The 24,006-nt window shown below is 60.8% G+C and carries 21 protein-coding genes; 11 read left to right on the top strand and 10 right to left on the bottom strand.

What is annotated here, in order from left to right; translation table 11 throughout:
* Positions 1 to 12 precede the first annotated feature (12 nt).
* From ACT53S_RS21995 to ACT53S_RS21980, 4 genes are all read left to right on the top strand, one after another.
* Positions 13 to 2,481, top strand: coding sequence for a glycosyl hydrolase 2 galactose-binding domain-containing protein (locus ACT53S_RS21995; protein WP_476068586.1), 2,469 nt, complete (start codon positions 13 to 15; stop codon positions 2,479 to 2,481).
* Positions 2,482 to 2,733: 252 nt separating this feature from the next.
* Complete coding sequence (purU, locus tag ACT53S_RS21990) at positions 2,734 to 3,618, top strand: formyltetrahydrofolate deformylase (protein WP_113379124.1); 885 nt, start codon at positions 2,734 to 2,736, stop codon at positions 3,616 to 3,618.
* Positions 3,619 to 3,716: 98 nt separating this feature from the next.
* Entirely contained in the window at positions 3,717 to 6,641 is a 2,925-nt protein-coding gene (locus ACT53S_RS21985) for an aminotransferase (protein WP_476068585.1), read from the top strand.
* A 172-nt stretch (positions 6,642 to 6,813) separates the two neighbouring features.
* A complete protein-coding gene (locus ACT53S_RS21980) occupies positions 6,814 to 7,221 on the top strand; it encodes a DUF3307 domain-containing protein (RefSeq protein WP_476068584.1) in 408 nt (135 codons plus the stop codon).
* A 3-nt stretch (positions 7,222 to 7,224) separates the two neighbouring features.
* Here ACT53S_RS21980 and ACT53S_RS21975 read toward each other — a convergent pair whose 3' ends face one another.
* The gene (locus ACT53S_RS21975) at positions 7,225 to 8,127 is read right to left on the bottom strand and encodes a LysR family transcriptional regulator (protein WP_113379151.1); all 903 of its coding nucleotides are present in this window, start codon (positions 8,125 to 8,127) and stop codon (positions 7,225 to 7,227) included.
* 162 nt (positions 8,128 to 8,289) lie between these two features.
* Here ACT53S_RS21975 and ACT53S_RS21970 point away from each other — a divergent pair, with 162 nt between their 5' ends.
* Together ACT53S_RS21970 and amaB are read left to right on the top strand one after the other, a co-directional pair.
* Positions 8,290 to 9,573, top strand: a complete 1,284-nt coding sequence (locus tag ACT53S_RS21970; protein WP_476068583.1) for an NAD(P)/FAD-dependent oxidoreductase — start codon at positions 8,290 to 8,292, stop codon at positions 9,571 to 9,573.
* Positions 9,574 to 9,612: 39 nt separating this feature from the next.
* Positions 9,613 to 11,154, top strand: a complete 1,542-nt coding sequence (amaB, locus tag ACT53S_RS21965; RefSeq protein WP_476068582.1) for an L-piperidine-6-carboxylate dehydrogenase — start codon at positions 9,613 to 9,615, stop codon at positions 11,152 to 11,154.
* A 90-nt stretch (positions 11,155 to 11,244) separates the two neighbouring features.
* Here amaB and ACT53S_RS21960 read toward each other — a convergent pair whose 3' ends face one another.
* The 4 genes from ACT53S_RS21960 to ACT53S_RS21945 all read right to left on the bottom strand — a co-directional run bounded on the left by ACT53S_RS21960 (position 11,245) and on the right by ACT53S_RS21945 (position 14,866).
* Entirely contained in the window at positions 11,245 to 12,180 is a 936-nt protein-coding gene (locus ACT53S_RS21960) for an energy transducer TonB (RefSeq protein WP_476068581.1), read from the bottom strand.
* Entirely contained in the window at positions 12,177 to 12,656 is a 480-nt protein-coding gene (gene exbD / locus ACT53S_RS21955; RefSeq protein ID WP_476068580.1) for a TonB system transport protein ExbD, read from the bottom strand. The genes ACT53S_RS21960 and exbD overlap by 4 nt, the downstream gene beginning before the upstream one ends.
* A 4-nt stretch (positions 12,657 to 12,660) precedes the next feature.
* Complete coding sequence (gene exbB, locus ACT53S_RS21950) at positions 12,661 to 13,713, bottom strand: tonB-system energizer ExbB (RefSeq protein ID WP_476068603.1); 1,053 nt, start codon at positions 13,711 to 13,713, stop codon at positions 12,661 to 12,663.
* 229 nt (positions 13,714 to 13,942) lie between these two features.
* Positions 13,943 to 14,866: a 1-phosphofructokinase family hexose kinase gene (locus tag ACT53S_RS21945; protein ID WP_476068579.1), complete on the bottom strand. Its 924-nt coding sequence runs from the start codon at positions 14,864 to 14,866 to the stop codon at positions 13,943 to 13,945.
* Positions 14,867 to 15,099: 233 nt separating this feature from the next.
* On the opposite strand from ACT53S_RS21945, the gene ACT53S_RS21940 reads away from it, so the two are divergent.
* Complete coding sequence (locus ACT53S_RS21940) at positions 15,100 to 15,717, top strand: riboflavin synthase subunit alpha (protein WP_113379116.1); 618 nt, start codon at positions 15,100 to 15,102, stop codon at positions 15,715 to 15,717.
* A 6-nt stretch (positions 15,718 to 15,723) separates the two neighbouring features.
* Here ACT53S_RS21940 and ACT53S_RS21935 read toward each other — a convergent pair whose 3' ends face one another.
* Positions 15,724 to 16,110: a response regulator gene (locus tag ACT53S_RS21935; RefSeq protein ID WP_142071221.1), complete on the bottom strand. Its 387-nt coding sequence runs from the start codon at positions 16,108 to 16,110 to the stop codon at positions 15,724 to 15,726.
* Between the two features lie 203 nt (positions 16,111 to 16,313).
* Between ACT53S_RS21935 and ACT53S_RS21930 the strand changes: the two genes are divergently transcribed.
* Both ACT53S_RS21930 and ACT53S_RS21925 read left to right on the top strand, forming a co-directional pair.
* Positions 16,314 to 16,703 carry a hypothetical protein gene (locus tag ACT53S_RS21930; RefSeq protein ID WP_476068578.1) on the top strand — a complete coding sequence of 130 codons (390 nt, stop codon included), beginning with the start codon at positions 16,314 to 16,316 and terminating at the stop codon, positions 16,701 to 16,703.
* A gap of 50 nt (positions 16,704 to 16,753) precedes the next feature.
* A complete protein-coding gene (locus tag ACT53S_RS21925; RefSeq protein ID WP_113379113.1) occupies positions 16,754 to 17,242 on the top strand; it encodes an MgtC/SapB family protein in 489 nt (162 codons plus the stop codon).
* Between the two features lie 15 nt (positions 17,243 to 17,257).
* Here the strand turns inward: ACT53S_RS21925 and ACT53S_RS21920 are convergent, their stop codons facing one another.
* Both ACT53S_RS21920 and ACT53S_RS21915 read right to left on the bottom strand, forming a co-directional pair.
* Complete coding sequence (locus ACT53S_RS21920; protein WP_476068577.1) at positions 17,258 to 18,049, bottom strand: SDR family oxidoreductase; 792 nt, start codon at positions 18,047 to 18,049, stop codon at positions 17,258 to 17,260.
* A complete protein-coding gene (locus tag ACT53S_RS21915) occupies positions 18,049 to 18,240 on the bottom strand; it encodes a DUF3008 family protein (protein ID WP_142071229.1) in 192 nt (63 codons plus the stop codon). Before ACT53S_RS21915 ends, ACT53S_RS21920 begins: the two co-directional genes overlap by 1 nt.
* A gap of 131 nt (positions 18,241 to 18,371) precedes the next feature.
* On the opposite strand from ACT53S_RS21915, the gene glgX reads away from it, so the two are divergent.
* Positions 18,372 to 20,450 carry a glycogen debranching protein GlgX gene (glgX, locus tag ACT53S_RS21910; protein WP_476068576.1) on the top strand — a complete coding sequence of 693 codons (2,079 nt, stop codon included), beginning with the start codon at positions 18,372 to 18,374 and terminating at the stop codon, positions 20,448 to 20,450.
* A 10-nt stretch (positions 20,451 to 20,460) separates the two neighbouring features.
* On the opposite strand, the gene ACT53S_RS21905 is transcribed toward glgX, so the two are convergent.
* Together ACT53S_RS21905 and ACT53S_RS21900 are read right to left on the bottom strand one after the other, a co-directional pair.
* Positions 20,461 to 21,468, bottom strand: coding sequence for a diguanylate cyclase (locus ACT53S_RS21905; protein ID WP_476068575.1), 1,008 nt, complete (start codon positions 21,466 to 21,468; stop codon positions 20,461 to 20,463).
* 229 nt (positions 21,469 to 21,697) lie between these two features.
* Complete coding sequence (locus tag ACT53S_RS21900) at positions 21,698 to 22,885, bottom strand: acyl-CoA dehydrogenase (protein ID WP_113379108.1); 1,188 nt, start codon at positions 22,883 to 22,885, stop codon at positions 21,698 to 21,700.
* Between the two features lie 101 nt (positions 22,886 to 22,986).
* Here ACT53S_RS21900 and ACT53S_RS21895 point away from each other — a divergent pair, with 101 nt between their 5' ends.
* The gene (locus ACT53S_RS21895) at positions 22,987 to 23,913 is read left to right on the top strand and encodes a LysR family transcriptional regulator (RefSeq protein WP_476068574.1); all 927 of its coding nucleotides are present in this window, start codon (positions 22,987 to 22,989) and stop codon (positions 23,911 to 23,913) included.
* The last annotated feature ends 93 nt before the right edge of the window (positions 23,914 to 24,006 follow it).

The following is a 24,006-nucleotide window of genomic DNA, read 5'->3' as shown; positions in this document are numbered from 1 at the left end:
GAGGGACGACGCATGACGAGAGCCATCTATCCGGGAGCGGACATTCGCCCCCTTCACCATGGCTGGACGCTCCTCGTCACCGAAGCCGGCGCTCATGCCGAGCCATCTGGGATCCATCGCCCCGCGGCCCGCATCCCCGCCCCTGTACCCGGTACGGTGGCGGGCGCGCTCGCGGACGCAGGATTGTTCGACCGTCATGATCCCCATCCTTTGCATGACAAGGATGCCTGGTACTTCCGATCCCTCGACGGAGAAACACCGGGACCGGCGATCCTTCGTTTCGAAGGTCTTGCAACAATTGCCGAGATCTATGTCAACGGCATACTGCAGGCGACCAGCGACAGCATGTTCGAGGGCCTCGACGTTCCGCTCGACCTCACTGGACATGACGATGTCGCCATCTGCTTTCGCGCGCTTCGGCCCCATTTCGAAAAACGCGGCCCCCGCGCCCGCTGGCGCCCGCAACTGTTCGACCACCAGGGCCTGAGGCTCATCCGCACAACAGCCCTAGGCCATATGCCAGGCTGGTGTCCGGAGATCCACGCAGTGGGTCCCTATCGGCCCATCCTGCTGATCCGCCCGCGTAAGGACAGGGTTACGGATCTCGCGATCGAGGCGGATCTTGACGAGTTCGGGACTGGCAAACTGGCGGTTCGCCTCCGCATCGATGGAGATCATACCTCGGCCATCCTTTGCTGCGGCAGGAGCGCGGACCTGACACCGGACGCAAACGGTCTCCTCAAGGCAAGGCTGGACCTGCCCGGTGTTATACCCTGGTGGCCGCGAACCCACGGCAGACCCAACCTCCACGATCTGACGCTCTCGGTCGATGGCCGCGTTCATTCCCTCGGGCTCATCGGTTTTCGCCGCATCGAAGTGGATCATGACGATGATGGCGGAGGCTTCGGCCTCAGGATCAACGGCGTCCCTGTCTTCTGCAGGGGGGCCGTCTGGACCAATGCCGATATTATGCGCCTGTCCGGATCAGCCGAAGACTACGCCCCGTGGCTGACCATGGCTGCAGAGGCCAACATGAACATGATCCGCATTGGCGGAACCATGACCTACGAGAGCGAAGAGTTCTTTCGCCTCTGCGACCACCTCGGCATCCTGGTCTGGCAGGACCTGATGCTGGCGAATTTCGACTATCCCTTCGCCGAGCAGACATTCGGCATGAAGGTCGAAAGTGAAGTGCGTGAACTCCTCGCACGGCTTCAGGGGCATCCTTCGCTTGCCGTCATTTGCGGCGGCAGCGAAGTCTTCCAGCAAGGAGCCATGCTCGGCCTGCCGAAGTCCGCATGGAACGGTGCTTTCTTCCAGGAAACCCTCGCCCGTCTGGCCAAGGAGGGGCGGCCCGACTGCGCCTATGTGGCCAACTCGCCCTCGGGCGGCGCCATGCCTTTCTCGCCCGATGAAGGCGTTACCCACTACTACGGCGTCGGCGCCTATCAGCGACCGCTCGAAGACGCGCGTCGGGCCAATGTGCGGTTTGCTGCCGAGTGCCTGGCCTTCGCGCATATTCCGCAGCAGCGCACCCTGGACCAATACCTGCCGGCAGCCCCCGTCCATGATCCTCGCTGGAAAGCGCGCGTACCCCGCGACCGCGGCGCGTCCTGGGATTTCGAGGATGTGCGCGACCATTACCTTCAGGCCCTCTACGACGTCGATCCGGCTCGCCTGCGCCGTCAGGAACCGGACCGTTATCTCGACTTCTCCAGGGCCGTTACAACAGAAGTGGTCACGGAGACCTATGCCGAGTGGCGCCGGACCGGCTCATCCTGTCGGGGAGCCCTTGTGTGGACGTTCCAGGATCTGGAACCAGGACCCGGCTGGGGCGTGATCGACGCCACCGGCGAAGCGAAACCCGTCTGGTTTGGACTAAAACGCGCCTTCCGCCCGCTTCAGGTGGTTTTGACCGATGAAGGCACCAGCGGCCTGGCGATCCATGTTGCAAACGAGGCCGCGTCCGCGCTAACCGTCCATCTGGAAGTCGCCTGTCTTCGCGACGGACGCCATGTGGTCGTGAAGGGCAACCGCGATCTTGCCCTCGATGCCCGACAGACGGTCAAACTGGCGGCAACAGATCTCTTCGGCGCTTTTTTCGACAGTACCTATGCCTTCCGCTTCGGTCCCCCATCTCATGATGTGACCGTTGCAAGGCTTGTCTCCGCCGACGGCGTCCTGGTGGCTGAAGCCTTCCATTTTCCGCTCGGTCGCACCAAAGCGCTACACCCGGCTGGCTTCGAACACAGTTTGACCGCCATGGACGGAGGATGGCAGCTCGAACTTGTCGCCACTCAGTTCGCGCAGTCGGTGCATCTCGAATTTGAGAACCATGTGCCCGACGACGACTGGTTCCACCTGGCTCCAGGGCACACGCGTATCATCCGGCTCATACCCCGCCCAAACGCTCCCCTCTCCGCGAAACCGACCGGTACAGTCCGCCATCTCGGTAGTCGCACGGGTCACACCATCTCCTGACCCTAAATCACAGCACGGCCAGCCACGGACGACGGGGATGCGTCGTTGGAAGACGCAACGGGAACGGAGTTTTCCGCCTTCTCGCCTAATCTCGCATCCCAGAAACAAGCGGGCGGTCGCCGACGGACGCGAGATGCGGTTGGCATCGGGCGATCTTCCACTTGGCAAACAACCGGTTGCAAGGGCGGCGCTTTTCGAGATGCCGCAAATGCGATAGAGACGCGCGGCAGTGCCGCAGGGAGAAGAGAACCGATGAAGAGCTATGTTTTGACAGTGTCTTGTCCGTCGACGCGTGGGATCGTCGCCGCCATTTCCGGTTATTTGGCCGAGCAGGGCTGCAACATCGTCGACAGCTCCCAGTTCGACGATCTCGACACAGGGCAGTTTTTCATGCGCGTCTCCTTCATTTCAGAGGAAGGCGCCGCGCAGCCCAAGATCGAACAGGGCTTCTCGCCGGTCGCCGAGCGCTTCGGCATGACCTGGAACCTCTACGACGCCGCCAAGCGGGAAAAAGTCCTGCTGATGGTCTCGCGCTTCGGCCACTGCCTCAACGACCTGCTCTATCGCTGGAAGATTGGTGCATTGCCGATCGAGATCGTTGGCGTCATCTCCAATCACTTCGACTACCAGAAGGTCGTGGTGAACCATGATATCCCCTTCCACCATATTCCGGTCACCAAGGCCAACAAGCCCGAGGCCGAGGCTCGCATCATGGACATCGTCGAGCAGACCGGCACGGAACTGATCGTGCTGGCCCGCTACATGCAGATCCTGTCGGATCAGATGTGCCAGAAGATGTCGGGCAAGATCATCAACATCCACCATTCCTTCCTGCCGAGCTTCAAGGGCGCAAACCCGTACAAGCAGGCCTTCGAGCGCGGGGTGAAGCTGATCGGCGCGACGGCGCACTACGTCACCGCTGACCTAGACGAGGGTCCGATCATCGAGCAGGACGTGGCACGCATCACCCACGCGCAGTCGGCGGACGACTATGTTTCCATCGGCCGGGATGTCGAAAGCCAGGTTCTGGCACGCGCCATCCATGCGCACATCCATCACCGCACTTTCATCAACGGCAACCGCACGGTCGTCTTCCCGGCAAGCCCTGGTTCTTATGCATCGGAGCGAATGGGCTGAGCAAATCCGGTCGGATTGCAAAGCGCCTCTGCTCGCGGGATGGACGCTTGACACGGGTCTGGATAATGTCGCCGCCATGATTCTATGGGGGACCGTTCATGGCTGACTCGGCACTTCTTCAGCGCACACAGCTCTCGCGTCCGCACGTCACCCTTGCGGACGCCAAGACCATCCTGAGCGACTTCTATGGTTTCCATGGCGAGCTTCGCGAACTGGGCAGCCAGCAGGATCGCAACTTCCTGATTGATACCGGGCCCGAACGTTTCGTTCTCAAGGTCACTCGAGCCGAATATCCCTATGCCGAGCTCGAGGCGCAGAATCAGGCCATGATGCACCTGCGCAGCCTGGCTCTTGGCCTTGAGATTCCGGAGCCGATTGCGACGCTCACCGGCGAATACATTCCCCAATGTGAAATCGAAGGCAGCTATTACTGGTTGCGGGTCCTGACGTTCCTCGACGGTCAACCGCTCACGCGGCAGAAGTTCCTGACCGAAGAACAGGTTTCTGCCCTTGGTGACGTAACTGCGCGTGTCGCGCTGGGGCTTAGGGATTTCAAGCACCCGGGCCTTGAACGGGAATTGCAGTGGGACTTGCGTCGCGCGGGACCGGTCGCTCTGCACCTTCTGAAATCTGTAGAAGATCAGGCCACGAGGGACCGCATCGCCAAGGCGATGATCGTCGCCGTCAAGCGCCTGCAGACCGTTGCACCAGAACTGCGGCTCCACGCCATTCATCACGACGTCACCGACGACAACATCGTCGCCCGGTCTGAATCAGGACAGCGCTTGATGCCGGTCGGCGTCATCGACTTCGGCGACGTGATGTATGGCTGGCTCATCGCCGATCTTGCGGTTGCCTGCGCGGCCCTGCTGCACCACGCGGACGGCGACCCCTTCTGCATCCTTCCCGCTGTGAAAGCATTCCATGCACGCTATCCACTCACGCATGCAGAATTGACTGCCCTTTGGCCCCTGATCGTTGCCCGTGCGGGCGTGCTCGTGGCCAGCAGCGAGCAGCAATTGTCGATCGACCCGGACAACGAGTACGTCTTGGGCAATGCGGCACATGAACGCGAAATCTTCGACACCGCCGTTTCCGTCCCCTACTCACTGATGGAAGCCGCCATTTTCGATGCCGTTGGTCTCGCAAAAACCGAAGAGTTGAACGTGACCACCGCCATGCTGCCGGACGTGACGCCGGAGAACCTGCGTCTGACCGACCTCAGCGTCACCAGTCCGGATTTCGTCGCCGACGCATGGGCGGATCAGGAGGTAGACTGGAAGCTCCTCGCCCGCGCGGCGATGGAAACCGGCTTCTCCTCCACCCGTTATGGGGAATACCGGCTATCGTACACTCGCCCGCTGTCCCAGCGTGCGCCGGCAACCTTTGCGCTCCACATCGATATGTGCCTGCCCAGCGGAACGCAGGCCGTCGCGCCTTTCGATTCGACACTGAGACGGAACGGCCATCATCTGATCCTCGCAACGACCAATCTGGCGTTGCATCTTGATGGCATAGAATGCGGCCTTGAAGACGGCGCAAGCCTTTCGGCCGGCGACAGCATCGGCCAGGTTGCGGGCGCTACCGGCGGCATCGGCGGGCTACGCATACAGCTGTGCCGCGATACGGACCTTATTCCGCCCCTCTTTGCCAAACCACACCAAAGTGCCATCTGGAGCCAGCTTTGCCCCTCGCCTTCCCGTCTCCTCGGGATCGGCATCGACGCGCCCGCGCCGCAGAGCGAGGCTGTTCTGAAACGCAGAAGCAAGAGCTTCGCCAAACCGCAGAAGAACTACTACGCGACCCCTCCACAGATCGAGCGCGGCTGGAAGGAGCATCTTTTTGATGTCAACGGCCGTGCCTATCTGGATATGGTCAACAACGTGAGCATTCTCGGCCACGGGCATCCGACCCTGGCTGCAGCCGTCGCACGACAGTGGTCGCTCCTCAACACGAATTCGCGTTTTCACTACAGTGCCGTCGCGGATTTCTCCGACAGACTTGCGGCCTTGGCTCCAGAAGGCTTGGACACAGTGTTCCTGGTCAATTCGGGCTCCGAAGCGGTAGATCTCGCTTTGCGTCTGGCCTGGGCGCATAGTGGCCGACGCAATATCCTGAGCCTGCTGGAAGCCTATCATGGCTGGACAGTCGCCAGTGACGCCGTCTCCACCTCCATCGCCGACAACCCGCGCGCCTTGGAAACCCGGCCGGACTGGGTCCATCCCGTTCTGTCGCCGAACACCTATCGCGGCAAGTTCCGCGGCCCGGACGCGACGGAGGGTTATGTAGCGGCAGTCTCCAACACCATTGCCGAGCTCGAAGCACGAGGCGAGGGACTGGCCGGTTTCATTGCGGAAAGCGTCTACGGAAATGCCGGCGGCATTCCGCTTCCGTCGAGTTACTTGCAACAGGTCTATGCCATGGTGCGCGAGCGTGGCGGTCTCTGTATCGCCGACGAGGTGCAGGTCGGTTATGGCCGTCTCGGCCACTATTTCTGGGGCTTTGAGCAGCAGGGCGTTGTCCCCGACATTATCACGATCGCAAAGGGGATGGGCAACGGACAGCCGCTGGGTGCGGTCATCACGCGCCGCGAAGTGGCAGACAGTCTCGAGCGTGAAGGTTACTTCTTCTCGTCCGCCGGCGGCAGCCCCGTCAGCTGCGTCGTCGGCATGACCGTGCTCGACATCATGCAGCGGGAGGATCTTCAGCAAAACGCCCGGGACATCGGAGACTATCTGAAGACGCGGCTCGAAGCGCTCGGACAGCGCTTCCCGCTGGTCGGAACCGTCCACGGGATGGGGCTTTACCTCGGGCTTGAATTCGTGCGCGACCGGGAGACCCTGGAACCAGCGACAGAAGAGACGGCGGCGATCTGCAACCGGCTCCTGGATCTCGGCGTCATCATGCAACCGACCGGCGATCATCTTAACGTATTCAAAATAAAGCCCCCCCTCTGCCTGTCGCGGGAGAGTGCCGACTTCTTCGTGGAAACCCTTGAAAAGGTGCTCTCGGAAGGCTGGTGAAGTGGGGGACCGGTGATCCTCAATTCCTTCAAATTCGCTAAGCGGGGCCGACAAATCGGTCTTGGTGCTGCAAGGATATGAAAAGCCCAAAACTGGGTCTATGAAATGGCTGCTTCACAGCCTTTGATCGGGTGGTCTATCCTTACAGCCAGGACACCTCGAAGGAACGCGCATGCCCACCATACCCGAGCAACTCTCAGCCCATGTGCTGATCTGGGCCGTCGCGCTGTTTATCGCCAAGCAGCTCATCGCGGATTTCATTCTCCAGACAGGCTGGATGGCGAAAGGCAAGGAGCAGCAAAATGGCTGGCTCCTTCCGCTTGCGGCACATGTCGCCGTGCATGCTGCGGCAACCCTGGTGATTTGCCTGCTTCTGGCGCCTTCGCTTCTATGGCTGGCACTGATCGACCTGATCGTCCATGCCACCATTGACCGCAGCAAATCGCTCCTTCAACTCCGGTTACGGCTGACGCCAGACCAGAGCGGTTACTGGTGGATGCTGGGCCTGGACCAGACGCTGCATCACGCCACACACCTCGTCTTTTCGGTTGCGCTTGCGGCGGCCGGCACAATTGCGTGATGATCAGCCGGCCATCTCGCGCGCCAGCTCGTCAACGATCCAGCTACGAAACTTGACCAGCGGCGGGTAGGACGCCCGCTCCCTGGGATAGGCCAGGTAGTATCGTTGCGCGCTCTGCATGGGCCGGTTGACCGCGGCAACAAGATCTCCACGTTTCAACTCTTCGCGGATGAGGAATGTCGGCAGCAGTGCAACACCGAGCCCACCGACAGCAGCCTGCGACGCTGTGGCGAACTGGTCGAACAGCATGCCGTGTACGCTTCCAAAAGCCACATTGTTCTCCGTCAGCCAGCGCTCCCATGCATCCGGCCGTGTCGTGAGATGTAGGAGTGGGACGGAGAGCAGGTCCTGAGGCGTTTGAATGCCGTGAGCGCGCTTGAAATCGGGGCTGCATGCCGGCAGCGTTTCTTCCTGCATCAGGAAAGCCAGTTCCGCGCCTGGCCAGACCGCGTCACCAAAGTGGATCGCCGCGTCGATGGAATCGAGACGGAAATCGAAAGGCGACAGCCGGGTCACCAGATTGACTGTGATACCAGCATGGGTCTCAAGGAACCGGCCCAGCCTGGGTGCGAGCCAACGTGCCCCGAATGTCGGAAGGATAGCGAGATTGAGTGTGCCGCCATGGGGGTTGGCTCTCAGATTGAGCGAGGCACTGGAGATACGTCGAAGCGCCTCCCGGATCTCTCTCGCATAGCTGTCCCCCGCGACTGTCAGCCGGATGGTCTGACGCTCGCGCAGAAATAGGTCCACGCCCAGCTGGCTCTCCAGCGCCTTGATCTGCCGACTGACGGCGCTTTGCGTGAGATCGAGTTCCCGCGCGGCCGCAGTAATGCTTCCGGTGCGCGCCGCGGCCTCGAAAGCGGTGAGCAGCGACAAAGACGGCAGAAATCGACGAGCAGCAAGCATGGTCATGCCTTTTTGGAATGATCTCTTGAGAATTTATCGTTGGAATGGCGTAGAACGCTCTTCTAGAAATCTCAAGACTGTACGGGGCGGAATGATATCGGGCGGCAAGACATGCCTGAAGAAGCCTTCCCGGCACCATTCAGAGAGCCCTGAGGCCACATCATGCTAGACGATCCGCGCTCCCACGGTCTTTGGGAAAAGACGGCGCCGGCTGCACCGCAGACGACGTCTCTCAAAGGGGCTGCCAGAGCCGATGTAGTGATCGTCGGAGGCGGCTACACAGGTCTTTCCGCAGCACTGCACCTTGCTGAAGCGGGCACCAGCGTCATCCTCCTGGAGGCAAAAGAGATCGGCTTTGGCGGTGCGGGTCGCAATGTAGGCCTGATCAATGCCGGCATGTGGGTCATGCCCGACGATCTTCCGGGCGAGCTCGGCCCCGTCTACGGCGAAAGGCTACTCGACCTGCTCGGCAACGGGCCCCGGACGGTGATGGACCTGATCGACCGCCACGGTATTGAATGCGAGCTCGAACGCCAGGGCACGCTGCACTGCGCCGTCGGCACTGCCGGCCGCAAGGAAATCGAGGCCAGAGCGGAGCAGTGGCAGCGTCGCGGTGCGCCGGTCGAACTGCTCGACGAAGCCGAGACCGAACACAAAATTGGTACTTCCGCCTATCAGGGTTCGCTTTTGGATCGCCGGGCCGGCACGTTGCAGCCACTCGCCTACGCCCGTGGTCTTGCCCATGCCGCGACAAAGGCCGGTGCAATTCTCCATACGGCAAGCCCGGTCGAAAGCTACGCCAAAACGGCGGATGGCTGGCAGGTCCAGACCTCCGAAGGCAGCGTCGAGGCAAAGTGGATCGTCGTGGCAACCGATGCCTATAGCCACGGCCCCTTCGCCGCCGTGCGCGAAGAACAGGTGCACCTGCCCTATTTTAACTTCGCCACCGTCCCGCTCAGCGACAATTTGCGTAAGTCGATCCTGACGGAACGTCAGGGCTGCTGGGATACCAAGGAGGTTCTGTCCTCCTTCCGCATGGATAAGGCCGGCCGCATGGTTTTCGGCAGTGTCGGCGCCCTGCGCGGCACAGGGCTCACCATCCACCGCGCCTGGGCGCAGCGTGCCTTGAAGGCGATCTTCCCGCAGATCGGTGATATTGCCTTCGAAAGCGAATGGTATGGCCAGATCGGCATGACGACCAATGCACTTCCGCGATTCCACAAGTTTGCACCAGGCGTCATCGGCTTTTCAGGTTACAACGGACGCGGCATCTCGCCGGGCACTGTCTTCGGAAAGACGATTGCAAGCCATATCCTTGGCCAGATCTCCGAGGATGAGCTGCCCCTGCCGCTCACCGATCCACAAGCGCCAGCCTTCCGCAGCCTGAAGGAAGCGTGGTACGAGGCGGGCGCCCAGGTGGCGCATCTGGCCGGCGCACGATTTTAAACGAACAAGAACCAGGTAGACCTGACGGGAAGGACCATCATGACCCTCGCCAATCTGAAATTCTCCGCCGAAACGGCATCGCTGATGGCAAGCTTCGGCGTCGACGCCAAGGCGCTCACCGGCGGCACGCTTTCGGTTCGCTCGCCGATCAATGGCGAAACCATCGCCGCTGTCGCCGAAATCTCGGCCGACGAAACCCGCAAGGCGATCGACGCTGCCCACAACGCCTTCCTCGAATGGCGCCTCGTGCCAGCCCCGCAGCGCGGCGAACTGATCCGCCTGCTCGGCGAGGAGCTGCGCGCCGCCAAGACCGAGCTCGGCCGCCTCGTTTCCATCGAGGTCGGCAAGATCACCTCCGAAGGCCTCGGCGAGGTCCAGGAAATGATCGACATCTGCGATTTTGCCGTCGGCCTGTCGCGCCAGCTCTACGGTCTGACGATCGCGACCGAACGCGCCGAACACCGCATGATGGAAACCTGGCACCCGCTCGGCGTCACCGGCATCATCTCGGCCTTCAACTTCCCCGTCGCCGTCTGGTCATGGAATGCGGCTCTCGCACTTGTCTGCGGCAACGCGACGATCTGGAAGCCGTCGGAAAAGACCCCACTCACCGCCATCGCCACCCAGGCAATCTTCGAGAAGGCCGTGAAGCGCTACAATGCGCAGGGTGGCAAGGCACCTGCAAACCTCTCGACGCTGCTGATTGGGGGCCGTGACATCGGCGAGATCCTCGTCGATCACCCGAAGGTCCCGTTGATCTCGGCAACCGGCTCGACCGCCATGGGTCGCGCCGTCGGCCCGCGTGTCGCAGCCCGCTTTGGCCGCTCGATCCTCGAGCTCGGTGGCAACAATGCGGCCATCGTCGGCCCGACCGCTGATCTCGACCTGACGCTGCGCGGCGTCGCCTTCGCTGCCATGGGCACGGCCGGCCAGCGCTGCACCACGCTGCGTCGTCTCTTCGTGCACGAAAGCGTCTACGACACGCTGGTCCCGCGCCTGATCAAGGCTTATGGCTCCGTCACGATCGGCAACCCGCTGGAAGCCGGCAACCTGATCGGCCCGCTGATCGACAAGGGCTCCTTCGACCGTATGCAGCATGCACTTGAGGCCGCAAAGACCAATGGCGGCAAGGTGCACGGCGGCGACCGCGTTCGCGCCGACGAGTCCGCTGAGGCCTACTACGTCCGTCCCGCTCTCGTCGAGATGCCGGAACAGTGCGGCCCGGTCGTTGAGGAAACCTTCGCGCCGATCCTCTATGTCATCAAGTATGCCAACTTCGACGACGCTCTGGCGTTGAACAACGATGTGCCGCAAGGCCTCTCCTCGTCAATCTTCACCAACGACATCCGCGAGGCGGAAGCCTTCGTCTCCGATCGTGGTTCGGATTGCGGCATTGCCAACGTCAACATTGGCCCTTCGGGCGCGGAAATCGGCGGTGCGTTCGGTGGCGAAAAGGAAACCGGCGGCGGCCGTGAATCCGGCTCCGACAGCTGGAAGGCCTACATGCGCCGCCAGACCAATACAGTGAACTACGGCCGGACCCTGCCGCTGGCGCAGGGCGTCAAGTTCGATATTGAGTAAAGCGCAAAGGGCCGGTGACGATCCGCCGGCCCTTTATTCTCGAAGATCACTCGTCCAGCTCGAAGTGAAAAAAGGCTTCCCTCCGCTCAATCAGCGGAGGTTGAACCTTACAGGAGCCGTAATTGTCTTGTTAACACCGGGCGGCGGTGCCGGCACCGGTGAGGCGTTTCGCACCATCGCCACCACCGCATTGTCGAGTGCCACCGATCCGGATGAGCGAGACAGCGAAACGGACAACACGTTGCCTGCATCGTCGATCCGGAACCGCACATAGACCGTCCCTTCCTCACGATTGCTCCGGGCTTCTGAAGGGTACCGCTTCCGACGCTCGAGATGTGACATCAGCCGCGATTGCCACTTGGCCGGCGATACGCTGCGCCCCGCGCCGCTGCTGGAAACGGCTGCGGCATTGCGGTCGGCCTGCGCCACTTCAGCCTTAGCCTGGCGTGCAGCCTGCGAGGCCGGCGCCTGTTGCTTCTTGACGGTTTTCTTCTTGGGCTCGACAGGCTTTTCGATCTTTGGGTCGAGTTTCGGAGGCCGCACCATCGGGATCGGCACTTCGACATTTTCGAGCTGCGCCATTACGAGCTCTTCCACCGGGTCGACCTCCTCGATCGGGTCGGGCTCAGGCTCAGGCTCAGGTTCAGGTTCAACAACGGGCGGCGGCTCGACGATCTGCTCGGTGACTTCCGGCTCAGGCTCCGGTTCCGGGATTGGCTCTGGCAGCGGCTGCACAGGCGGAGGTTCGACGGGGTCCGGCAAGGGTTCGCTGGAAGCGGTCTTGACCTCCTCCGCATCAACCTGTTCCGTCGAGACCTCCGTCTCGTCGGTCAGGACGGCTTCCGGCTCGGGCGCCAGCTCGATCATGATGGCAGGTGGCGGGCCACTGTCTTCCATGGCAACCATGGGCTCACGCATAAGATAGGCAACAGCACCGGCATGGGCCGTCACCACCAGCACGCCGGCCGTTGTCCACAGCAGCCACTCGCCGAGAACGCGTCCCGTAGACCGCCGATCTTCGCTCATGGTTGCGGCTCCGCAGCAGGCTGAGTTTCTGGCTGCGCGGCCCCTTGGGGCGCAGGCAGGCTCTCAAGTCCAACGAGCGCGATCTTGAGGTAGCCGGCGTCCCGCAGCAGGTTCATGACTTCCATGAATTTGCCGTAGTCGACCGTCTTGTCCGCACGCAGGAAGATGCGCGCATCCTTGTTGCCCTCGCTGATCCGGTCGAGCGACGCGCCGAGCGCCTCGCGAGCCACGGTTTCGTTGCCCAGCGACAGGCTCATATCGTCCTTCAAGGTGACGTAAATCGGTTCATCCGGTCGTTCGGCCGGTTTCGCCGTCGATGCAGGCAGATCGACATTGACGTCCACGGTGGAGAGCGGCGCGGCCACCATGAAGATGATCAGGAGGACCAGCATCACGTCGATGAAGGGCGTGACGTTGATTTCGTGGTTCTCCGCCAGGTCGTCGCCCGACTGGGTGTCGCGAATGCCGCCGGCCATGATTTTACTCCGCTGCCTGCAGATTGCTGACCCGAACCGACAGCGCACTCTTGCGGAAGTCGAGGTCACGGCTCACCAGACGCTCGATCCCGGCTGCGGCATCGGATACCAGTTGTCGATATCCCGTGACGGAGCGCGCAAACACGTTGTAGATGATGACAGCCGGAATGGCTGCGACGAGGCCGATGGCCGTGGCCAGAAGTGCCTCGGCAATGCCGGGGGCGACGACGGCCAGATTGGTGGTCTGGGTTTCGGCAATGCCGATGAAGGAATTCATGATGCCCCAAACCGTGCCGAACAGGCCGACGAAGGGAGCCGTCGAGCCGATGCTCGCAAGCACACCCGTACCCTTGGACATCTGGCGTCCGGCGCGCACTTCAATCCGACCGAGCGCAGAGGCGACGCGCTCCTTCACACCGTCGCCACCGGCGCGATCGATCGCGCCATCGGAGAGCATCATTTCATGCTGGGCGGCCCGCACCATGGAAGCAACCACGCCACCCCGCTTTTCCAGCACGGCGAGCGCGTCCCCGAGGCTCTTCGCCCTCACGATCGCTTTGAGGCCGCGCGTGGCGCGCGTGCGCGCGCCGAACAGCTGCAGTGTCTTGGCAAGCCACACGGTCCACGTCACGAGCGACGCAAACCCCAGCGCCAGCATGACGCCTTTAACGATCCAGTCAGCGGCCATGAACATGCCGATCGGTGACAGGTCATGTGGAAGCGCATCATTGGACGAAACGACGTCAGCGGGCTGCGCGTCTGCGGATGATGCGGCAACAGGCGGCTGTCCCGGCTCTGGCGGTGCAGCAGCAGGAGCGACCTCAGCCGGTGCAGCGTTTTCCGAACTCGCCGGTGACGACATGGTTGTAGCAGCCTCTGCGGCAGGGGTTACAACGCTGACGGGCGCTGAGGGTGCAGGAGCTGGAGCAGCGACGGCGCCTGGAGCGGCTGACGGCGGCGCAATGATATTTGTCTCCTGTTGAGCAACAGGCTGCGAAGCGATGGTTGCAGGCAGAGCACCGCCGGCAGGTTGCTGGGCCGGGGCGACTGAAGCCATGAGAAGCGCTGCGAACGTAACACCGACGCGCAAGATCGAAGGCCCCGAATGGATGGAAGGCATTGGGAGCTCCCTATGAGATGGTGCTGAAATAAGCGGATACGACAGGCACCCGCGCTCCCCCTCCCATATTAAACTTGAACTTTTCTGACAAGTAATAATGCCGCTTTGGGTGCATTTTCCCCACGTGCACGTTCGCGTGCAAAAAGCCCAGATGCGTGCGGCAACGCTACTGTCTTGCGGCAGCAACCAACCGCAGCACGTCTTCGCGACGGCAAAGTTCAGTCCCTGCCGTCATGACGGCAGCAGCCCCACAGGCCTGCCCAAACTGGAAAGCGTGCTCGATATCCTGTCCTTCGGCCAAGGACCAGACGATGCCCGCGACGAAGCTGTCGCCGGCACCCGTTGCCGAGTTTACCGGGACCTTGATCGCTGGAACTCGGATGATGCGGTCGACCGAGACCAGCACAGCCCCGTCGGCCCCCAACGTGACGGCCATGTATTCAGCCACCCCACGCCGGACATAGTCCTGTGCCACTGGCCCGACCCGTTCGTGCCCCAATGGCTCGCCCACGATCGCCTCAAGTTCGCCGAGACTGGGCTTGACGAGGAACATACGCGCCGATGACAGGGCAGCCGCCAAAGCTGACCCGGACGTATCCAGCACGAACCGCGCATTTCGCGCTTTCGCCGCCTCCGCGAGCCGCACATATGTATCGTCGGCAACCCCGCGCGGCAGGCTGCCACTGGCAACGATGTAGTCGGCATCGCTGGCACACACGGCGTCGATCACCGGCTCCAATTCGGCTTCCGTCACCAGAGGCCCTTCGGGAACGAACCGGTATTCGAGATTGGTTGAGGTCTCGTGGACGGCATAGGCCACACGCACGGGATCATGGATCGGAAAGGGTCGCTCCACGATCGGCAACGGCTGCAACATCGCCTCGAGCAACCTGCCAGTGGCGCCACCCGAGAGAAAGGCGAGTTCGCATGTCCCTCCGAGCGCGGCAATGACACGCGCCACATTGATCCCGCCGCCACCCGGAAACTGCTGCTGGTTGTGGGTTCGGGTCTTATGCGTATGCCGAACGACGTCGGCATCGCTGGAAATGTCGATTGCAGGATTAAGGGCAAGGCACAGAATTTTTGGCATGAAATCCATCTGGTCACATGGGCGGAAGCGAGAGGTGGCCCGGCATCGACACGAATCTAATCCGATCACCTGGCGGACGGCAACCGCAGCGAAAGCAGCATGTGCTAGCAAACCACCGTCATGTGACACCTGTTCCGGCACGTTCATCAAATGGGGACGCTGTGATCGCCCTTCGGGGATTGTCTTTGCCGACGCAGGCATTACCTTCCGGCAAGTTTTCAAGGAAATTGCTCATGTACACCGGTATCGTCCAGACAGTCGCCCCCGTCGAAGATGTCGTCCGTCACGACGGCTATACGACATTCCACATCCGCTTTCCGGACAGGCTGATGAACGAGCTCCAGATTGGAGCGAGCGTCTCGGTCGAGGGTGTGTGCCTCTCAGTGACCTCGATGACCGGAACGGAAGTCACCTTCGATGCCATGGATGCGACGTTGGAAAGAACAAATCTCGGTAAGCTGAATGCCGGCGATCGGGTCAACCTCGAACGGTCAGCCAAGCCCACTGACGAAAATGGCGGCCACAACATCGCTGGTCATATCGCGACGACGGCGAAACTGGTGGCTGCGAAACTAGACATGCCCGGTGCATTCATTCGCTTCGAGGTCCCGGACGAGTGGGCAAAATACGTCTTCAAGCGTGGCTATCTTGCCGTAAATGGTGCCAGCCTCACAGTTGCCGAGGCGGACGAAAATGTATTCACCATCAACTTGATCCCCGAGACGTTGCGCCAGACCACGTTCCCGGACTACCGCGTCGGCGACGATCTCAACATAGAGGTCGATCACCAGACGATGGTGATGGTGGACGTGGTCGAACGGACGCTGGAACGCCTGATGGCCAAGCGCTGAATTCGATCAGTGGCGTCCGTGGAACCGGCCGCTCGGCGTCTCTCTCATGAGGGACGTCAGCACCTTGCGGTAATCCGCCGGTTTGGAGGCGCACAATTCCTCCGGAATGCCATTGGCCTCGATCTCCCTGATCGCCGAACCGGAGACGATCCGAAAGGGAATTCCGGCCTGCCTTAGTTTCTGGACGATCGGCGTCACGGCCCCATCCTTCACCTGGAAATCAAGAATCGCGCCTGAAATATGTTCGCTGTCGAGGATCTCCAGCGCATCCCGCACGGTCTCTGTTGTAATGACGGCAACACCGGCCTTCGAGACGGCGTCCGCCGCGTCCATGGAAATGAAGACATCATCTTCGACGATGAGAATGGTGTCGATCGCTAGTGCCTGTCGCATGTTCGCTCTCCTTGTCCGACCCAAACGCGTCGAGACGACCTTTGTTCAGTTTTTCTTAAATTGCTAAACATCATGGTAAACAACAGGTTAAGATGAGTGGCATGCGAGCCGGATGCCATCGGCTCTCCAACAGCAACTGCCAAACCCATGGAACAACGCTGCCATGCCTGCGTTTTCACGTCGAAACAAACGGGAGAACGTCCATGCAGATCGTAGGAACCAAGGTGCACGAACCGACAGGCTCTGACCCCGCTTTTACGGTGGAATTTGAAGGCGATGGCGGCGAACGCGTATCGGTGGTTATGGCGCAGACAGAGAGTGGCGTTCTCACGCGCGAGAATGCGCTGCAAAAGGCCCAGGTGATCCTCTTGCAGGCCGGGAACTTCGGCCTCTCCAGCGAAACAGTGGATTCGCCAGATGGCGGCTTTCCTGCGGACGAACAGCCGAGCGATGCCGTGGAAAGCCTGCTGCAGGAACAAGAGAGCCGCAGATCCGGCAGCAATCTTCAAGAGGGCCTTGAAGACACATTCCCGGCCAGCGACCCGGTCTCCTCTACCTATACGTCAACAGCAGCTCATGATCAGAAAGCCTGAGGGCTGAGGCCCCTGGCTTCTCTGTAATCGGCCCTTTCTTGGAACTGACGATGCCGCAGGAATTGACCGATTTCGGAACGCAGACGACGCTCGACCTTTCGGCCATCGTTGTTCGCCTGTTGATCGCGTTGACCTGCGGTGCAGCGATCGGTTTTGAACGGGAATGGCGCAGCCACGCCGCAGGCTTGCGGACCCACATCTTGGTCTGCCTCTCGGCGGCGATCGTTGCCATTTTGACGATTGAGATCGCGCATCATCCTGCGTTTGACCGAGAAGAAGTACGGATCGACCCGTTACGTCTGGTTGAAGCGGTTACTGCCGGCGTCGCTTTCCTGGCCGCCGGCATGATCGTTTACGCGAAAGGAAGGGTCACGGGACTGACCACCGGAGCCGGCCTCTGGTTTGCAGGCTCGATTGGCCTTTCCTGCGGACTAGGCTTCTGGCAGATCGGACTCATCGCGACCGTTTTCGCCCTGACGGTCCTATGGCTCGTCAATCTTCTCGAGAAACGGCTTCCGACGACTGGTGACGATCGTTAGATCTCACGTTGCTCTTTAACGCAGCAGGCTCTGCCCGCCATCGACCCAGATGGGCGTGCCGGTCACGTGGCGAGACGCGGGAGAAAGGAGGAAGTAGATCACCTCTGCCACCTCCTCGATCGTCCCCGCCTCGCCGCCCGTAAGAGGAATATCCCCTTCCGGAAAAGCCACCGGAATTTCCGTCTCGTTGCGGCCACGCAAGGCCGTGTTGTCATTGATGCTGGTTTCAATTGCCCCCGGGCAGACGGCGTTGATCCGTATCCCGTGTCGGCCCAGCTCCAGAGAGAGTTGCTGCACCATCGCCAGCTGAGCGGCCTTGGTCGCGGAATAGGCCGTGGCGCCCGGTGTGGTGAATGTTCGTGTTCCATTGATGGAGGAAATGACCACGATGGATCCGCCCGTCGCCTTCATATGCCTTACACAGTGGTGGAGGGTCAGATAGGTGCCCCGCAAGTTGATCGCGATGGTCTTGTCGAACTCCTCGGGACTCAGATCGTCGATCGGCGCCCAGGTGCCGTTAATTCCCGCATTGGCGACCACCATGTGCAACGCGTCCCGCTCCGACAGAAGCGTTGCAAAGGCCTGCTCCATGGCAACGGCATCACTCACATCGGCGACTAGGATCAAACCATCTCCGCCGGCGGACCGAATTTCAGAGAGGGTACTGGTCAACTCTTCCTCGGTTCTCCCGAGAAGTCCAACATAAGCGCCATGTGACGCGAGCTTGAGTGCAGCTCCCCGGCCGATCCCTGACCCGGCACCGGTCACAAGAGCGGTTTTGCCAGCCAATTCCTCATGTTGCTGCATCACGTTTTGTCCTCGACATGTTCGGGTTTGCCTTTGCGTTTTGTCGCGGACAGCGCCTTGAGTTCGCTTTCACTCATGCTTTTTTCCATGCTTTTGGATGCCCCCCTCAGTGCGGACTTCTTCACCTCTCCCCGCTTGGCGGCGAGAGCGGCACCGGCGGCCTTTTGCTGCGCTTTGGACTTGGCTGGCATCTTGTGATCCTCGCAATTCGGACGATGGGACTGAAACAACCGCAACCGCCTGCGATAGTTCCGCTCGCAATGCCGGAACAAAGCTCTGTCCCGTCGCTTTACGTGGATCGCTCCCACACACCGAGGATTTCATGGACACCAACAGCAAGCATTTCCACGTCGAAGCCGGAGACTGGCATCGCTTTGGCGCCCATTTCGACGGGAAAGGCACGAACTTCGCCCTTTTCTCCGCCCATGCCGAGCGGGTCGAACTTTGCCTGTTCGATGACAGCGGAAAGATCGAAACGGCGAGGATCACCCTGCCGGAATATACCCATGAGGTCTGGCACGCCTATCTGCCAGACGTGAAACCCGGCCAGCTTTACGGTTACCGAGTTCATGGTCCTTACGACCCCGAAAACGGCCATCGTTTCAATCCGAACAAGCTGCTCCTGGATCCCTATGCCCGGGAACTCGTTGGGGACTTCGACTGGAACAAGGCCCACTTCGGATATGACCTCGACAGCGAAGACAAGGACCTGACCTTCAACGACCTCGACAGCGCGCCCTTTATGCCGAAGTGCCGGGTGGTCGACCCGACCGCCAATCAGACGACCAATGGCTTCTCCGCCGTACCATGGGCGAAGACCATCGTCTACGAAACACACGTCAAAGGCTTCACCCAGCTCCACCCCGCAATCCCGGAAGAGCTGCGTGGCACCTTCGAAGGTCTGGGGCACAAGGCTGCAGTCGATTACATCAGGAGCCTCGGCATCACCTCGGTCGAGCTCTTGCCGGTCCATGCATTTCCAGACGATAGCCATCTGCTCGACAAGGGACTGCGCAACTACTGGGGCTACAACACCATCGGCTTCTTCTCCCTGGCCAGCCGGTACTACGGGCCAAAGGGCATGGACGGTTTCCGCGACATGGTCCGGGCTTTCCATGATGCCGGTATCGAAGTGATCCTGGACGTCGTCTACAATCACACGGCCGAAGGCAACGAACTCGGACCGACCCTTTCGTTCAAGGGCATCGACAATTTCTCCTACTACCGCACCCTGCCGGACAATCATCGCTACTATATCAACGACACCGGCACCGGAAACACGGTCAACACATCCCATCCACGCGTTCTGCAGATGGTTCTCGACAGCCTTCGCTATTGGAAGGACGAGATGCATGTCGATGGCTTCCGCTTTGACCTCGGCACTATTCTTGGTCGCGAGCCGGAGGGTTTCGACCAGCGCGGCGGCTTCTTCGATGCCATTACCCAGGATCCGGTGCTCTCCAACGTAAAGCTGATCGGAGAGCCCTGGGACATCGGTCCCGGAGGCTATCAGGTTGGCGGCTTCCCGCCGGGTTGGGCCGAATGGAACGACAAGTATCGCGATTCCACCCGCGAATACTGGCTGAACGGCGACAACTGCGCGCCGGACTTTGCCGCTCGACTCCTGGGGTCGGGCGACCTCTACGATCTGCGCGGACGACGTCCCTGGGCGAGCGTCAACTTCATCACCGCCCATGACGGCTTCACCCTCAACGATGTCGTCTCGTACGACCAGAAGCACAACGATGCCAACGGTGAGGACAACAAGGACGGGCACAACGACAACCGCAGCCACAACTACGGTCACGAGGGGCCAACCGAAGACGAAGGCATCAATGCCCTGCGCGAGCGCCAGAAGCGCAACTTTCTATCGACCCTCTTCTTCTCGCATGGCACCCCGATGCTGCTTGCCGGTGACGAGTTTGGCCGGTCCCAGATGGGCAACAACAACGGCTACTGTCAGGACAGCGAAATCAGCTGGCTGCATTGGGAGAACCTGCCCCCGTCCTGTGAAGCATTGCGGGACTTCACCGCCAGATTGATTGCCATTCGCAAGGCGCAACCGCTCCTGCGTCGGGAAAACTGGCGGGACGGCATGATCATTGATTGGTACAACATGACCGGCGGCGCACAGAAACCGGAGCACTGGCTGGACGGCAATCCGCTTGCGCTTAAACTGCTGCGGCAGGATCTCGATCCCGAAGAAGGCGTCTGGCACGAGGTGCTGATGCTGTTCAATCCTGTCGATCAAGACATGGAGTTCACTCTGCCACAGACCGGCGGAGACTGGAAACTGGAATTGACCACCGTTGACCCGGAACGGACGGGCGATACTTCAGCCGAAGCCTCGCGCTTTCTGATGGAAGCACGCTCCTTCGCTCTGTTTCGCCGGGCGCCATAAGCACTCGTCATCAGGTCTGGTTGACCCGCGTCAGAACTTCGAAATCATAGAGCTGCCCGGCGACGGAAATCCGCCGGGCAGAGATCATCACATCGATCACCTGGCCGTCGGCCCCGTGAATTTGTCCACGCTGACCGCTGTACCCGCCATCGCGATCCAGAAGCTTCAACCGCTCGGCACGCGCCTCATTTCCAGCGACCACACCAGAGGCAACCATCTCACTCCCACGGATATCGTCCCAGCTCTTGCCGATGAGATCGAGATAGGCCTGGTTCACCCGCACATAGCGGGAATTGCGCTGGCCGATGCTGGAGATGGAGAAGGCAACGGGAGAGAGTTCAAACAGCGCCTGAATGACCGGCCCGGATAAGGCTGTCGCCTCTGCCTGATCGATGAGGTCACGGCTCAGACCGGGATCGTCGGGTTCATCGGACAGTTCGTAGTCGGCCGGCAGAGCCAGTTCGTCACGCAACACCGCAACCAGACGCCAGAGGTCGACTTCGAGAAAATGCGGCTTGTGCGTATCCTCCACCATGTCGAGGGACGCAGGAAGGGATGAGATCGAGGCCTGCAGACGCTGGACTTCCCGATCGTCTGTCACGCACGAGAGCAGGGCTTCCAACTTACTGACGGTCACTGCCCGCAAAATCTTGTAGGCTTCCTGGAGCATTGAGGCCCGTGCGGCCTCAACCTCGTCCAGGGGAACAGTATCGTCGGACACCGGCAGATCTTCCAGAATGGCCCAGACCTGCTTCTCCTCGGGACAGTCTTCGAAACCTTGCGTTCCCTGCGGTGCATAGCGCACCAGTGCCAGAATGGTGTCTACGCCGAAGCCGCTGACATCGACGGGCACCAGCGAGCCTTCGGCGTCCGCCCTGATAGCTGTGAGCCGTGTCGGCCCCCCGTTGTCGTCGAAATAGACACTCACTTCGGAGACGAATTCGGGAAAGTTAAGCCACGGGTGTTCCGCTCGAAAAGCCGAGAGGGCTGCTGTGTCGAGAACCGTAACGGCGTACATGCCACTTCCTCCACTGCCGGCGATCATACCGTGGCGTCTGGCCCGATCCAACGCAAGGATCACCGGACGTCCAGCCTGCCTTGTCACGCGCCGGATGTCGAGATGAAGCCTAGGGGCTTACAAGTGTAGAAAGGCTTAAATTCGAATATAATTCCAAAGGTATGGCGCAGATATGCGACAGCCGCACCCCTGTATTTTCAGGGATTTGCGGCTGCACGCGAGAAGCGTTTCAGAAGAACGCCTGGATGCCGGTCTGGGCCCGACCGAGGATCAACGCATGCACGTCGTGGGTCCCCTCATAGGTGTTCACCGTCTCCAGATTCTGCGCATGGCGCATGACATGATACTCAATCTGGATGCCGTTGCCGCCATGCATGTCGCGGGCCATGCGCGCAATGTCCAACGCCTTGCCGCAGTTGTTGCGCTTGACGATCGAGATCATCTCGGGGGCGAATTGGTGCTCGTCCATGAGACGGCCGACGCGCAGCGAAGCAAGCAGCCCGAGCGAGATCTCGGTCTGCATGTCCGCAAGCTTCTTCTGGAACAGCTGCGTACCGGCAAGCGGCTTGCCGAACTGCTTGCGATCGAGGCCGTATTGCCGCGCGCGGTGCCAGCAATCTTCAGCCGCGCCGAGCACACCCCAGGAAATGCCGTAACGGGCGCGGTTGAGGCAACCGAAGGGACCTTTGAGGCCGGAGACGTTCGGTAGCAGTGCATCTTCGCCGACCTCGACACCGTCCAGCACGATCTCACCGGTGACAGACGCCCGCAACGACAGCTTGCCGCCGATCTTCGGCGCGGACAAGCCCTTCATGCCCTTCTCAAGAATGAAACCCCGGATCTCGCCACCATGCGCCTCTGACTTCGCCCAAACCACGAAGACATCGGCGATCGGCGCGTTGGAAATCCACATCTTCGAGCCGCGCAGGCGGTAGCCGCCTTCGATCTTCTCGGCACGCGTCTTCATGCCGCCAGGATCAGAACCGGCATCAGGTTCGGTCAGGCCAAAGCAGCCGATCAGTTCACCCGAGACGAGGCCCGGCAGATACTTGTCCTTCTGCTCTTCCGAACCATAGGCATAGATCGGATAGATGACGAGCGAGGACTGAACGCTCATCATCGAGCGATAACCGGAATCGACACGTTCGATTTCACGCGCCACAAGGCCGTAGGAGACATAGTTCGCACCGGCTGCACCATATTTTTCCGGCAGCGTCACGCCAAGGAGCCCGGCCTGGCCCATCAGGCGGAACAACTCCGGCTCCACCGTTTCGCCGAGATAGGCGTCTGCCACGCGCGGCGCCAACTCAGCCTTAGCGAAGGCCGCAGCGGCATCCTGGATCATCCGCTCGTCCTCACTGAGGATTTCGGACATCAGAAAAGGGTCACTCCAGGAAAAGGGCTGCATCTCGCTCATAATCATCGCATCCGTTTTTGACAGTTGACCACAGATTGCTCATATCGGACGATTAAACAAGCCATGTTTACTCATGTTGCTATTAGGTCTAGTCATAACGAATGCTGACACACCAACGCCGCTTTCTGCCCTCCACAAGCGCACTCGCCGCTTTCGATTCCGTCGCGAAGCTCGGCAGCTTCTCCGCGGCGGCAAACGAACTCGCCCTTACCCAAGGCGCAATCAGCCGCCAAATTGGCCTCCTGGAGGATCAGCTTGGCGTCAAGCTGTTCGACCGCACAAACCGTGGTGTGGAACTGACGGCGATCGGCCGGACCTATGCCAAGGGCATTGGCGATGCACTGGCGACCATCCGCACCCTCTCGCTGGAGGCCATGGCAACCCGCGACGACACCCATTTGAGGTTGGCGATCCTGCCGACCTTCGGAACACGCTGGCTGATGCCACGCATCCCGGACTTTCTGACGCGCAATCCGGCCGTCATCATCGATTTCGCCACCCGCATCGGGCAATTCGATTTCGAGGGCTCGGGGATCGACGCCGCGATCCACATTGGTGAACCCAACTGGCCGGGCACCGACTGCCAGTTTCTCATGCACGAGATGGTCGCACCCGTTTGCAGCCCCGCGTTCCTCGCCGCAAACCCGGTCAGACGGCCGGAAGACCTGCTTACCAAGCCCCTCTTCGACATGGCGTCCCGTCCACGCGCCTGGGAGCAGTGGTTCGCCTCACTCGGCATGCAGGAGGGTCATGGCGGCGGCATGCGCTTCGAGCAGTTCTCCAATGTGGTCCAAGCCTGTCTGGCCGGCCTTGGCATCGCGCTGGTGCCGACATTCCTGATCGAACCGGAACTCGCGAACGGCCAACTGGTCCGCGCTTTCGATCACGAGGTCAAAAGCGCCAGCGCCTATTACCTAGTCCGGCCTTTGTCGCGCATGGCCTATGGTCCAGTCAGCGCTTTCGCGACCTGGATCATTGATCAGGCCCGCGAATTCAGCGCCTCCGGATGCCTGATCGCTCGGGAGTGAAACCGGCTACTTGTACTGACTTTGCCGATATCATCGGACTGTGTCCGCTGCCGATTGACAAGCCCCTGACATGATCCAAAAGTATCTTCGAAC

It is taken from the genome of Allorhizobium sp. DMC15 (genome assembly GCF_056314065.1).
This window is presented reverse-complemented; position numbering and strand designations above follow the sequence as displayed.

Bases quoted from the DNA above. Each gene is read 5' to 3' on its own strand.
- ACT53S_RS21995 (WP_476068586.1), top strand. From the start codon at position 13: ATGACGAGAGCCATCTATCCGGGAGCGGACATTCGCCCCCTTCACCAT.
- purU (WP_113379124.1), top strand. From the start codon at position 2,734: ATGAAGAGCTATGTTTTGACAGTGTCTTGTCCGTCGACGCGTGGGATC.
- ACT53S_RS21985 (WP_476068585.1), top strand. From the start codon at position 3,717: ATGGCTGACTCGGCACTTCTTCAGCGCACACAGCTCTCGCGTCCGCAC.
- ACT53S_RS21980 (WP_476068584.1), top strand. From the start codon at position 6,814: ATGCCCACCATACCCGAGCAACTCTCAGCCCATGTGCTGATCTGGGCC.
- ACT53S_RS21975 (WP_113379151.1), bottom strand. From the start codon at position 8,127: ATGCTTGCTGCTCGTCGATTTCTGCCGTCTTTGTCGCTGCTCACCGCT.
- ACT53S_RS21970 (WP_476068583.1), top strand. From the start codon at position 8,290: ATGCTAGACGATCCGCGCTCCCACGGTCTTTGGGAAAAGACGGCGCCG.
- amaB (WP_476068582.1), top strand. From the start codon at position 9,613: ATGACCCTCGCCAATCTGAAATTCTCCGCCGAAACGGCATCGCTGATG.
- ACT53S_RS21960 (WP_476068581.1), bottom strand. From the start codon at position 12,180: ATGAGCGAAGATCGGCGGTCTACGGGACGCGTTCTCGGCGAGTGGCTG.
- exbD (WP_476068580.1), bottom strand. From the start codon at position 12,656: ATGGCCGGCGGCATTCGCGACACCCAGTCGGGCGACGACCTGGCGGAG.
- exbB (WP_476068603.1), bottom strand. From the start codon at position 13,713: ATGGCTTCAGTCGCCCCGGCCCAGCAACCTGCCGGCGGTGCTCTGCCT.
- ACT53S_RS21945 (WP_476068579.1), bottom strand. From the start codon at position 14,866: ATGCCAAAAATTCTGTGCCTTGCCCTTAATCCTGCAATCGACATTTCC.
- ACT53S_RS21940 (WP_113379116.1), top strand. From the start codon at position 15,100: ATGTACACCGGTATCGTCCAGACAGTCGCCCCCGTCGAAGATGTCGTC.
- ACT53S_RS21935 (WP_142071221.1), bottom strand. From the start codon at position 16,110: ATGCGACAGGCACTAGCGATCGACACCATTCTCATCGTCGAAGATGAT.
- ACT53S_RS21930 (WP_476068578.1), top strand. From the start codon at position 16,314: ATGCAGATCGTAGGAACCAAGGTGCACGAACCGACAGGCTCTGACCCC.
- ACT53S_RS21925 (WP_113379113.1), top strand. From the start codon at position 16,754: ATGCCGCAGGAATTGACCGATTTCGGAACGCAGACGACGCTCGACCTT.
- ACT53S_RS21920 (WP_476068577.1), bottom strand. From the start codon at position 18,049: ATGCAGCAACATGAGGAATTGGCTGGCAAAACCGCTCTTGTGACCGGT.
- ACT53S_RS21915 (WP_142071229.1), bottom strand. From the start codon at position 18,240: ATGCCAGCCAAGTCCAAAGCGCAGCAAAAGGCCGCCGGTGCCGCTCTC.
- glgX (WP_476068576.1), top strand. From the start codon at position 18,372: ATGGACACCAACAGCAAGCATTTCCACGTCGAAGCCGGAGACTGGCAT.
- ACT53S_RS21905 (WP_476068575.1), bottom strand. From the start codon at position 21,468: ATGTACGCCGTTACGGTTCTCGACACAGCAGCCCTCTCGGCTTTTCGA.
- ACT53S_RS21900 (WP_113379108.1), bottom strand. From the start codon at position 22,885: ATGAGCGAGATGCAGCCCTTTTCCTGGAGTGACCCTTTTCTGATGTCC.
- ACT53S_RS21895 (WP_476068574.1), top strand. From the start codon at position 22,987: ATGCTGACACACCAACGCCGCTTTCTGCCCTCCACAAGCGCACTCGCC.